The organism is Pseudomonas sp. TWR1-1-4 (genome assembly GCF_049897165.1).
Classification (GTDB): Bacteria; Pseudomonadota; Gammaproteobacteria; order Pseudomonadales; family Pseudomonadaceae; genus Aquipseudomonas; species Aquipseudomonas canadensis.
The window spans coordinates 937,129-950,125 of record NZ_JAFCVS010000001.1 but is presented as its reverse complement, the minus strand read 5'-3'; the positions used below and the strand labels follow the sequence as shown (position 1 = coordinate 950,125).

At 63.8% G+C, this 12,997-nt stretch carries 1 protein-coding gene; it reads left to right on the top strand.

Annotation, left to right across the window (positions count from 1 at the left end; genetic code table 11):
• The first annotated feature begins 46 nt into the window (after positions 1-46).
• Positions 47-12,937: a non-ribosomal peptide synthetase gene (locus ACP7C6_RS04405; RefSeq protein WP_426108307.1), complete on the top strand. Its 12,891-nt coding sequence runs from the start codon at positions 47-49 to the stop codon at positions 12,935-12,937.
• Positions 12,938-12,997: the final 60 nt, after the last annotated feature.

Below are 12,997 nucleotides of genomic sequence, written 5' to 3'. Positions count from 1 at the left end.
CCCGAATTCTTGAATTTCCCGTAAGCCGATTTCAGGCAGGAACCCCATGATGGACGCCTTCGAACTTCCCCGCACCCTGGTCCAGTCCCTTCAACGTCGCGCCGCGCAGACCCCGGACCAGGTCGCCCTGCGCTTCCTCGCCGAATCCGCCGAGCATAGTGTTGTGCTCAGTTACCGCGACCTGGACCAGCGCGCCCGCACCATCGCCGCCGCCTTGCAAGCCAATGCGGACCAGGGTGACCGTGCCGTGCTGTTGTTTCCCAGCGGCCCGGATTACGTTGCGGCGTTCTTTGGTTGCCTCTACGCGGGTGTGATTGCAGTGCCGGCCTATCCACCGGAGTCCACCCGTCGTCACCATCAGGAGCGCCTGCTGTCGATCATCAGCGATGCCGAGCCGCGCCTGTTGCTGACCATCGCCAGCCTCGCCGATGGCTTGTCGCAGATCGAAAACGCGCCGCCGGTATTGAGCGTCGATAGCCTGGAAAGCCTCGGCCATTGGGTCGCCCCTGACCTGCATCCGGACGACATCGCGTTCCTGCAATACACCTCTGGCTCCACCGCGCTTCCCAAGGGCGTACAAGTCAGCCACGGCAACCTGGTCGCCAACGAAGTGTTGATCCGTCGCGGTTTTGGCATCGACCTGAACCCGGATGACGTGATCGTCAGCTGGCTGCCGCTGTACCACGACATGGGCCTGATCGGCGGCCTGCTGCAACCGATCTTCAGTGGCGTGCCCTGCGTGCTGATGTCGCCAGCTTACTTCCTTGGTCGCCCCTTGCGCTGGCTGGAAGCGATCAGCGAATACGGCGGCACCATCAGCGGCGGTCCGGATTTCGCCTATCGCCTGTGCAGCGAACGGGTCAGCGAGACAGCCCTGGAACGCTTGGATCTGAGCCAATGGCGCGTGGCCTATTCCGGTTCTGAACCGATCCGCCTCGACACCCTGGAACGCTTCGCCGAGAAGTTCGCTACCTGTGGTTTTACCCCGAACAATTTCTTTGCCTCCTACGGCCTGGCCGAGGCGACCCTGTTTGTCGCTGGCGGCAGCCGTGGCCATGGCATCCCGGCGCTGCGTGTTGACGAGCAGGCCCTGGCCGCCAACCGCGCCAAACCGGGGCAGGGCAGTGCGATCATGAGCTGCGGCACCAGCCAGCCGGAACACGCGGTGCTGATCGCGGACCCCCACACCCTCACCGAGCTGGGCGACAACAGCGTCGGCGAACTCTGGGCCACCGGCCCGAGCATCGCCCACGGCTACTGGCGCAACCCCGAAGCCACCGCCAAGACCTTCGTAGAGCACGCTGGTCGTACCTGGCTGCGCACGGGCGACCTGGGCTTCATCCGTGACGGCGAGGTGTATATCACCGGACGCCTCAAGGATTTACTGATCGTACGCGGCCACAACCTGTATCCCCAGGACATCGAGCAGACCATCGAGCGCGAAGTGGAAGTGGTGCGCAAAGGCCGGGTTGCGGCATTTGCGGTAAATGAACAGGGCCTGGAAGGTATCGGCATTGCCGCCGAAATCAGCCGCAGCGTGCAGAAAATCCTACCGCCTGAAGCGCTGATCAAGGCGATCCGACAGGCCGTCGCCGAGGCGTATCAAGAGGCGCCAAGCGTGGTGGTGCTGCTCAACCCCGGCGCCTTGCCGAAGACCTCCAGCGGCAAAGTGCAGCGCGCAGCCTGTGCGCTTCGTCACAAGGACGGCAGCCTCGACAGCTATGCCCAGTTCCCCGACCTGCAAGCGCAGGTGAGCGATGGGGCGTTGGAATCCGAGTTGCACAACCAGATTGCGGCGATCTGGTGTGAGCAACTGAACATCGCAAGCGTTGCCGCCGATGATCATTTCTTCCTGCTCGGCGGCAACTCCATCACCGCCACCCAGGTGGTCGCACGCCTGCGCGAAACCCTCGGCCTGGAACTGAACCTGCGCATGCTGTTCGAAGCGCCGACCCTGGAAGGCTTCGCGGCCAACGTTGCGCAGTTGCAGCAAGACGGTGGCGTCGCCCAAGGCGCGATTCACAGCTTGTCGCGTCAAGAGGAATTGCCCCAATCCTTGGCGCAGAACCGCCTGTGGATCACCTGGCAACTGGACCCCCGCAGCAGCGCCTACACCATCCCCGGCGCGCTGCGCCTGCGCGGCGAGCTGGATGAAGACGCCGTGCGCGCCAGCTTCCAGCAATTGATCCAGCGCCACGAAGCCCTGCGTACGCGCTTCTATGAGCGCGACGGCCAGGCTTTCCAGCGTGTCGACGCCAAAGCGGATTTCGAACTGCAAGTCATCGACCTCAGCGACCTGCCCGTTGCCGAGCGCGAAGCCCGTGCGCAACAGATCCGCGAAGACGAAGCGCGCACCCAGTTCGACCTGGAAAAAGGCCCGTTGCTGTGGGTGACCCTGGTGCGCCTCGACGATGAAGATCACCAACTGCTGGTGACGCTGCACCACATCATCGCCGACGGCTGGTCGCTCAATATTTTGATCGACGAATTCTCGCGCCTCTACGCCGCCGCAGCCCAAGGCCAAACCCTGGAACTGCCGCCCCTGGCCCTGCAATACGCCGACTACGGCAGTTGGCAGCGCCAATGGCTGGCCGAAGGTGAAGGCCTGCGTCAGCTGGCGTACTGGAAAGCGCAGTTGGGTGAGGAGCACCCCACCCTCAGCCTGGCGACCGACCACCCGCGCTCGGCACACCACTGTCACAGTGCCTCACGCCACACCGTGCGGCTTGGCGCGAGCCTCTGCGACGCGATTCGCCAGACAGCCCAGGCCAACGAGTCCACCCCATTCATGCTGCTGTTGGCGGCATTCCAAAGCCTGCTGCATCGCTACAGCGGCCAGCGCGACATTCGCATCGGCGTGCCCAACGCCAATCGCCCGCGCCAGGAAACCCAAGGCCTGGTCGGCTTCTTCATCAACACCCTCGTGTTGCGTGCCGAGCTGGATGGACGCCTGCCGTTCAACGAGCTATTAGCCGCGACACGCCAGGCGGCGCTGGGTGCCCAAGCCCATCAGGACCTGCCGTTCGAACAACTGCTGGAAGCCTTCCCGCAGGCCCGCGAGCAGGGCCTGTTCCAGGTCATGTTCAACCATCAGCAACGCGACCTCAGCGCCTTGCGCCGCCTGCCGGGCATGCTCGCCGACGAGTTGCCGTGGCACAGTCGCGAAGCCAAGTTCGACCTGCAACTGCACACCGAAGAAGACCGCAACGGGCGCCTGAGCCTGTCGTTCGACTACGCCGATGAACTGTTCGAAAACGCGACGATCCAGCGCCTGGCCGAGCACTACATCAACCTATTGCACGCCGTCTGCGAGCACCCCCAGCAAGCCATCGGCGACCTGCGGCTGATGCACCACGACGAACAGGCGCTTTACAGCGAAGCACCCTGCGCGCCAGCCCAGCAGTGGCTGCCGGAGCTGCTCAACCAGCAGACCTCGGACGCCACCGCGCTGGTCTGGGATGGCGGCAGCCTGACCTTCGCCCAACTGCACACCCAGGCCAACCGCCTGGCCCATTACCTGCGCGACAAAGGCGTCGGCCCGGATGTGTGCGTGGCCATCGCCGCCGAGCGCTCGCCGCAATTGCTGGTCGGCTTGCTGGCGATCATCAAGGCCGGTGGCGCGTACGTGCCGCTGGACCCGGATTACCCCGCCGAGCGCCTGGCCTACATGCTCAAGGACAGTGGCGTACACCTGCTGCTGACCCAGACTGCACTGCTGGAACAGGTGCCGAGTGCCGAAGGCGTTTGCGTGATCGCCATGGACAGCCTGCACCTCGATAGCTGGCCAACCCAGCCGCCCGGCCTGCACCTGCATGGCGATAACCTCGCCTACGTGATCTACACCTCCGGCTCCACCGGCCAGCCCAAAGGCGTGGGCAATACGCATGCGGCTTTGGCCGAGCGCTTGCAATGGATGCAGGCCACTTATCAACTCAATGAAACCGACGTGCTGATGCAAAAGGCGCCGATCAGTTTTGACGTGTCGGTGTGGGAATGCTTCTGGCCACTGATTACCGGATGCCGTCTGGTGCTGGCTGGCCCTGGTGAGCATCGCGACCCCCATCGCATCGCACAGTTGGTGCAGGAACACGGCGTGACCACGCTGCACTTTGTGCCGCCGCTGTTGCAGTTGTTTATCGACGAGCCGTTGGTGGCTGAATGCACCAGCCTGCGTCGCCTGTTCTCCGGCGGCGAAGCCTTGCCCGCCGAGTTGCGTAATCGCGTGTTGGCACAGTTGCCAGCGGTGCAATTGCACAACCGTTATGGCCCGACCGAAACCGCGATCAACGTGACTCACTGGCACTGCCGCGCCGAAGACGGCGAGCGCTCGCCGATTGGCCGGCCGCTGGGCAATGTGATCTGCCGTGTGCTGGATGAACAGCTCAACCCTGTGCCGTTGGGCGTGCCGGGTGAGCTGTGCATCGGCGGAATCGGCCTGGCCCGTGGTTACCTCGGACGTGCCGGGTTGACGGCGGAGCGTTTTGTTGCCGATCCCTATGGTGAAGCAGGCGCACGCTTGTATCGCACCGGTGACCGCGCCCGTTGGAATGCCGACGGCGTGATCGAGTACCTCGGTCGGCTTGATCAGCAGGTCAAGCTGCGCGGCTTTCGTGTGGAGCCGGAAGAAATCGAAGCGCGCATGCTCGCCCTGGAGGGTATCGCCCAAGCCGTGGTGCGGGTGCGTGACGGGCAGTTGATCGGTTACTTCACCGCTCAGGGCGAACTGGACGAGGAGGCTGTAAAAACCGCCCTGGCCGCCGAGCTGCCGGAGTACATGGTGCCCGCGCTGCTGATGCGTCTGGACGCCATGCCGCTGAGCCCCAGCGGCAAGCTGGACCGCCGTGCATTGCCGGAACCGGTGTGGCAAGTGCGTGAACATGTTGAACCCGAAACCGCGCTGCAACAGCAGATCGCAGCCATCTGGCGCGAAGTCCTCGGCCTGCCAAGCATCGGCCTGCGCGATGACTTCTTCGCCCTGGGCGGCCATTCGTTGCTGGCCACGCAGATCATCTCTCGCACCCGCCACGCGTGTGACGTCGAGCTGCCGTTGCGCACCCTGTTCGAAGCCAGTGAGTTGGGGGCGTTTGCCGAGCAGGTCGGCCTGATCCAAGCGTCGGGCCAGCGCAACCAACAGACTGCCATCGCCAAGGTCGACCGCAGCCAACCGGTGCCGTTGTCCTATTCCCAGCAGCGCATGTGGTTCCTGTGGCAGATGGAACCGGACAGCCCGGCCTATAACGTCGGCGGCATGGCGCGCCTGCGCGGCGTGCTGGATGTGGGGCGTTTCGAGGCGGCGTTGCAAGCGCTGATCATGCGCCACGAAACGCTGCGCACGACGTTCCCGAGCGTCGACGGTGTGGCCTATCAGAAGGTTTCGCCGCAAACGGGACTGCGCATGGACTGGCAGGATTTTTCCGCGCTGAGCGAAACCGAACGCCAACCGCGCCTGCAACAACTGGCCGATCACGAGGCGCACACGCCATTCAATCTGGAAACCGGGCCGTTGCTGCGTGCGTGCCTGGTCAAGGCCGGCGAGCAGGAACACTACCTCGTCCTGACCCTGCACCATATCGTCACCGAAGGCTGGGCCATGGACATATTTGCCCGTGAACTCAGCGCGTTGTACGAAGCCTTTATCGACGAGCGCGACTCGCCGCTGGCGCCGCTGCCCGTGCAATACCTCGACTACAGCGTGTGGCAGCGCCAGTGGCTGGAATCCGGCGAACGTCAGCGCCAATTGGATTACTGGACTGCGCAACTGGGCAATGAACACCCGCTGCTGGAACTGCCCGGCGACCGTCCGCGTCCGCCTGTGCAAAGCCACCAGGGCGAGTTGTATCGCTTCGACCTCAGCGACGACCTTGCGGCCCGCGTACGTGCCTTCAATGCCGAACGCGGCCTTACCCTGTTCATGACCATGACCGCCACCCTGGCTGTGTTGCTCTATCGCTACAGCGGCCAGACCGACCTGCGTATCGGCGCTCCGGTCGCCAACCGCATTCGCCCGGAAAGCGAAGGCCTGATCGGTGCGTTCCTCAACACCCAGGTGCTGCGTTGCCAGCTCAATGGGCAGATGAATGTCGCGCAGTTGTTCGAGCAAGTGCGCCACACCGTGATCGAGGGTCAGTCCCATCAGGATTTACCGTTTGACCATCTGGTGGAGGCCCTGCAACCCCCGCGCAGCGCAGCGTACAACCCGCTGTTCCAGGTGATGTGCAACGTGCAGCGCTGGGAGTTCCAGCAAAGCCGCCAACTGGCTGGCATGACCGTCGAATACCTGGCCAACGATGCCCGCGCGACCAAGTTCGACCTCAACCTGGAAGTCACCGACCTCGACCATCGCCTGGGTTGCTGCCTGACCTACAGCACCGACCTGTTCGACGAACCGCGCATTGCGCGTATGGCTGAGCATTGGCGCAACCTGCTGGAAGCCTTGATCGCGGATCCGCAGCAGCGTCTCAGCGAATTGCCGTTGCTGGGCGCGGATGAACAGCGTGTGTTGCAAGACAGCCTGGGCATCGAGAAAGGTGAGCACCGTCTCGATCAGTGCATCCACCCACTGTTCAGCCAGCAGGCGGCAGCCCGTGGCGATGCGCCGGCGCTGACCTTTGCTGGCGTGACTCTCAGCTACCGTGAACTCGACGCCCGCGCCAACCGCCTGGCCTGGATGCTGCGCGAGCGTGGGGTCGGCCCGCAGGTGCGTGTCGGCCTGGCGTTGCCGCGCTCCCTGGAAATGGTCATCGGCCTGCTGGCGATCCTCAAGACGGGCGGCGCCTACGTGCCGCTGGACCCGGAATATCCGCTGGATCGCCTGCACTACATGATCGAAGACAGCGGCATCAGCCTGCTGCTCAGCGATGCGGCGATGTTCGAAGCCCTCGGCGAGTTGCCGGCCACCGTGGCCTGCTGGTGCCTGGAAGATGATTTGCCGGTGCTGACCAACTACCCGGCCGATGCGCTGCCGCTTATCAGCCTGCCGCAACACCAGGCGTACTTGATCTACACCTCCGGCTCCACCGGCAAGCCGAAAGGCGTGGTGGTGTCTCACGGTGAAATCGCCATGCATTGCGCGGCGGTGATCGAGCGGTTTGGCATGCGCGCGGATGACTGCGAGCTGCACTTCTATTCGATCAACTTTGACGCCGCCACCGAGCGCCTGTTGGTGCCGCTGCTCAGCGGCGCGCAGGTGGTGTTGCGGGCTCAGGGCCAGTGGGATGCCGAGGAAATCTGCGGATTGATCCGCACCCATGGCATCAACATCCTGGGCTTCACCCCGAGCTACGGCAGCCAGTTGGCGCAGTGGTTGGCCACTCAGCAGCAGACCTTGCCGGTGCGTATGTGCATCACCGGCGGCGAAGCCCTGACCGGCGAACACTTGCAGCGCATCCGTGCCGCGTTCCAGCCGCAGGTGTTCTTCAACGCCTATGGCCCGACTGAAACCGTGGTGATGCCGCTGGCCAGCCTTGCACCGGAGCAGTTGGAGGAGGGCGCCGCCAGCGTGCCGATCGGCAGCATCATCGGTGACCGCGTGGCTTACATTCTCGACGCCGACCTGGCCCTGGTGCCGCAAGGCGCGACCGGCGAGTTGTACGTCGGCGGGGCGGGCCTGGCCCAGGGTTATCACCAGCGTCCGGGCATGACCGCCGAACGTTTTGTCGCGGACCCGTTTGCGCGCAACGGCGGGCGCCTGTACCGCACCGGTGACCTGGTGCGCCAACGCGCCGATGGCCTGGTGGAGTACCTGGGGCGGATCGACCATCAGGTGAAAGTCCGTGGCTTCCGTATCGAGCTGGGCGAGATCGAAACCCGTCTGCTGGAACATGCAGCCGTGCGCGAAGCGGTGGTGCTGGCGTTGGATTCGCCGAGCGGCAAACAGCTGGTGGCGTATCTGGTCAGCGATGCCGAGCACGGCGCGCTGCGTGACGCGCTGAAGGCCCATCTCAAGGCGCAACTGCCGGACTACATGGTGCCCGCGCACCTGATCGTGCTGGACAGCATGCCGCTGACCGCCAATGGCAAGCTCGACCGCCGTGCCCTGCCGCAACCAGATCCTGAGGCAAACCGCCAAACATATGTGGCGCCACGCAATGAACTTGAAAGCACCCTGGCTGCGATCTGGTGTGCGGTACTGAACGTGCAGCAAGTCGGGCTGGACGATAACTTCTTTGAGCTGGGTGGCGACTCGATCCTGTCGATCCAGGTGGTCAGCCGTGCGCGGCAGGCCGGGATTCATTTCAGCCCGCGTGATCTGTTCCAGCACCAGACCGTGCAGACCCTGGCCGCCGTAGCCACGCGTTCCGAGCAAATCACCGCAGAGCAAGGCGTGCTTACCGGCCCTTCGGGCCTGACGCCAATTCAGCATTGGTTCTTCGACACCGAGATCCCGAACCGTCAGCACTGGAACCAGGCGCTGGTCCTCAAGCCGCTGCAACTGCTCGATCCCCATCGCCTGGAGCAAGCGCTGCTGGCAGTGCTGGAACATCACGACGCCCTGCGCCTGAGCTTCTGCCAGCGCGACGCGCAATGGCACGCCGAGCATTTGGCCGTGCCGGAAGGCGGCGTGTTGATGCAGGCGCAAGTGCGCGACATGGCTCACTGCACCGCGCTGTTCACCGACACCCAGCGCAGCCTCGACCTGCAACACGGCCCGCTGTTGCGTGCTTTGCTGGTGGACGGTCCCGAGGGGCAGCAACGGTTGCTGATCGCGATCCATCATCTGGTGGTGGACGGTGTGTCGTGGCGCGTGTTGTTGGAAGACCTGCAAAACGTCTACCGTCAACTCAGCGACGGTCAGTCCGTCAGCCTGCCGGCCAAGACCAGCGCCTTGCGTGACTGGGCCGCGCGTTTACAGGCCTATGCCGGCAGCGAATCCCTGCGTGAAGAATTGAGCGTCTGGCAAGACCAATTGGCTGGGCCGGAAACCGTATTGCCGGTGGCCCGTCCGCAAGGCTCGCTGCGTAATCGCGATGCCGAGACCGTCAGCGTGCGCCTGGATGCCGAACACACCCGCCAGTTGCTGCAACAGGCGCCAAGTGCCTACCGCACCCAGGTCAACGACCTGTTGCTGACCGCCTTGGCCCGCGTGTTGTGCCGCTGGAGCGGCCACCCTTCGGCGTTGATCCAACTGGAAGGCCACGGCCGTGAAACCCTGTTCGATGAAATCGACCTGACCCGCAGCGTCGGCTGGTTCACCAGTGCCTATCCGCTGCGCCTGACCCCGCACGCCGGGCAGGGCGATTCGATCAAGGCGATCAAGGAACAACTGCGCGGCGTGCCTCATAAAGGGCTGGGCTATGGCGTGCTGCGCTACCTGGCCGATGACCTGTGCAAACAGAGCATGGCTGCGCTGCCGAGCGCACAGATCACCTTCAACTACCTCGGTCAGTTCGACCAGAGCTTCGGCGCCGACGCGCTGTTCCATCCACTGGACGAGCCCGCCGGCCTGGCCCATGACCCGGACGCGCCGCTGCCCAATGAGTTGAGCGTCGACAGCCAGGTGTACGGCGGTGAACTGGTGCTGCGCTGGACCTTCAGCCGCGAACGCCATGATCAACAGAGCATCCATGAACTGGCAGATGCCTATCTCGCTGAGCTGCAAAGCCTGGTCGCGCATTGCCTGCAAGACAATGCCGGTGGCCTCACGCCGTCCGACTTCCCGCTGGCGCACCTGACCCAATCGCAACTCGACAGTTTGCCGATTGCCGCCAGCGCCATCGAAGACGTCTACCCGCTGACCCCAATGCAGGAAGGCCTGCTGCTGCACACCCTGTTGGAGCCCGGCACCGGCCTCTACTACATGCAGGACCGCTACCGCATCAACAGCGCCCTCGACCCCGAGCGTTTCGCCCAGGCCTGGCAGGCGGTGATCGCCCGTCACGAAGCCCTGCGCGCCTCGTTCTGCTGGAACGTCGGCGAAGACATGCTGCAAGTGATCCACAAACCGGGCAGCACGCCGATTGAATACCTGGACTGGAGCAACGACCCGGAAAGCGAACAGGAACCACGCCTGCAAGCGCTGCTCAAGCAAGAGCGCGAAGCCGGTTTCGATCTGCTCAACCAGGCACCGTTCCACCTTCGCCTGATCCGCGTCGGCGCCGAGCGCTACTGGTTCATGATGAGCAACCACCACATCCTTATCGATGCCTGGTGCCGTTCGTTGCTGATGAATGACTTCTTCGAGCTCTACATGGCCCTCGGTGAAGGCCGCGACCCGCAACTGGCCACACCGCCGCGTTATCGCGACTACATCGCCTGGCTGCAACGCCAGAACCTGAATGAGGCACGCCAATGGTGGCAGCAGAACCTGCAAGGCTTCGAACGCACCACGCCGATCCCGAGCGACCGGCCGTTCCTGCGTGAGCACGCGGGCCACAGCGGCGGCATGGTGGTGGGCGACTGCTACACCCGCCTCGACGCCCGCGACGGTGCGCAACTGCGCGAACTGGCCCAGGCTCACCAACTGACCGTCAACACGTTTGCCCAGGCGGCATGGGCGCTGGTGCTGCGTCGCCTGAGCGGCGATCGCGACGTGTTGTTCGGTGTGACCGTGGCCGGCCGCCCGGTGGAAATGCCGGAGATGCAACGCACCGTCGGCCTGTTCATCAACAGCATCGCCCTGCGGGTGAAACTGCCCGAGGATGACCAGCGTTGCAGCGTGCGCCAGTGGCTGAGTGGTTTGCTCGACAGCAATATGCAACTGCGCGAGTACGAATACCTGCCGCTGGTGACGATTCAGGAACACAGCGAACTGCCCAAGGGCCAGCCGCTGTTCGACAGCCTGTTCGTGTTCGAAAACGCCCCGGTGGAAGTCTCGGTGCTGGACCGCGCACAAAGCCTGAATGCCACCTCGGACTCCGGCCGCACCCACACCAACTTCCCGCTGACGGCCGTGTGTTATCCGGGCGATGACCTGGGCTTGCACCTGTCTTACGACCAGCGCTACTTCGACGAAACCACCGTGCAAGACATGCTCGGCGAGTTCAAGCGCCTGCTGCTGGCGTTGGTCCAAGGCTTCCATGGCGACGTGGCCGACCTGCCGCTGATTGGCGAGCAGGAGCGTGAGTTCCTGGTAGAGGGCTGCAACCAGAGTGAGCATGTTTACCCGCTGGAGCGCAGCTACATCGAACTGTTCGAAGAACAGGTCGCCGCGCATCCACAGCGCATTGCCGCCAGTTGCCTTGATCAGCAATGGAGCTATGACGAACTGAACCGCCGCAGTAACGGCCTCGGCCATGCGCTGATAGCCGCGGGTGTCGGTCTGGATCAGCCGGTGGCATTGCTGGCCGAACGTAATCTCGATCTGCTCGGCATGATCATCGGCAGCTTCAAGGCGGGTGCAGGCTACTTGCCGCTAGACCCAGGCCTGCCAAGCCAGCGCCTGCGCAGCATCATCGACCTGAGTCGTACGCCGTTGCTGGTCTGCACCGAAGCATCCCGCGAGCAGGCCATCGAATTGCTGGAGGGTTTCGACTGCCAGTTGCTGGTGTGGGAAGAGATACCGGCACGGGGCGAAAACCCCGGCGTCTACAGTCGCCCGGACAACCTTGCCTATGTGATCTACACCTCGGGCTCCACCGGCCTGCCCAAAGGCGTGATGGTGGAACAGCGCGGCATGCTCAATAACCAGTTGAGCAAGGTGCCATACCTGACCTTGAGCGACGCCGATGTGATCGCGCAGACTGCGTCGCAAAGCTTCGATATTTCCGTGTGGCAGTTCCTTGCCGCGCCGCTGTTTGGCGCGCGGGTGGATATCGTGCCGAACACCATCGCGCATGATCCCCAAGGCCTGCTGGAACACGTTCAGACCCAAGGGATCACCGTGCTGGAAAGCGTGCCATCACTGATCCAGGGCATGTTGGCCCAGGACCGCATCAGCCTGGATGGCCTGCGCTGGATGCTGCCAACCGGCGAAGCGATGCCACCGGAGCTGGCGCATCAGTGGTTGTTGCGTTACCCCGAGATCGGGCTGGTGAACGCTTATGGTCCGGCGGAATGTTCGGACGATGTGGCGTTCTATCGCGTCGACCTGGCGTCTACCCGTGGCACCTACTTGCCGATTGGTACGCCGACCGACAACAACCGCTTGTACTTGCTCGATGGCGCGCTGGAACTGGTGCCGCAAGGCGCAGTTGGCGAGTTGTGCGTCGCCGGTACCGGTGTCGGTCGCGGTTACGTCAGCGATCCGCTGCGCACCGCGCCGGTATTTGTACCCAACCCGTTCGGCGCGCCCGGCGAACGCCTCTACCGCACCGGCGACCTCGCGCGCCGTCGCAGTGACGGTGTGCTGGAATACGTCGGGCGTGTCGACCATCAAGTGAAGATTCGCGGCTACCGCATCGAACTGGGTGAAATCGAAGCGCGCCTGCACGAACAACCGGAAGTGCGCGATGCGGTGGTAGGCGTGCAGGAAGGCGTCAACGGCAAGCATCTGGTCGGCTACCTGGTGGCGGCGGATGAGGCACTGAACCCAAGCGAACGCCTCGACCGCATCAAGCAACGCCTGCGTGCTGAACTGCCGGAATACATGGTGCCGCTGCACTGGCTGTGGCTCGACCGCCTGCCGCTCAACGCCAATGGCAAACTCGACCGCAAGGCGTTGCCTGCGCTGGAGATCGGCCAGTTGCAGAGCCAGGACTACCTGGCGCCGCGCAACGAGCTGGAAACCACCTTGGCCGCGATCTGGGCCGAAGTGCTGAAGGTTGAGCGGGTAGGGGTGCAAGACAACTTCTTCGAGCTGGGCGGGCATTCGTTGCTGGCCACGCAGATTGCCTCGCGGGTGCAGAAGACCTTGCAGCGGGACGTGCCGCTGCGGGCGATGTTCGAGTGCAGCACGGTAGGCGAGTTGGCTGAGTATATCGACGGGTTGGCAGCGAATGACATCAGTGCCGAGAAGGTGGATCGGTTGAGTGATTTGATGGCGGAGTTGGAGGGGCTGTAAGACTCGAAATGTTTGCCGACTGTCAGCGCCTATTCGCGGGCTTGCTCGCGAAGGCGTCAG

Excerpts from the sequence above, each read along its gene's own strand:
- ACP7C6_RS04405 (WP_426108307.1), top strand. The coding sequence starts at position 47 with ATGATGGACGCCTTCGAACTTCCCCGCACCCTGGTCCAGTCCCTTCAA.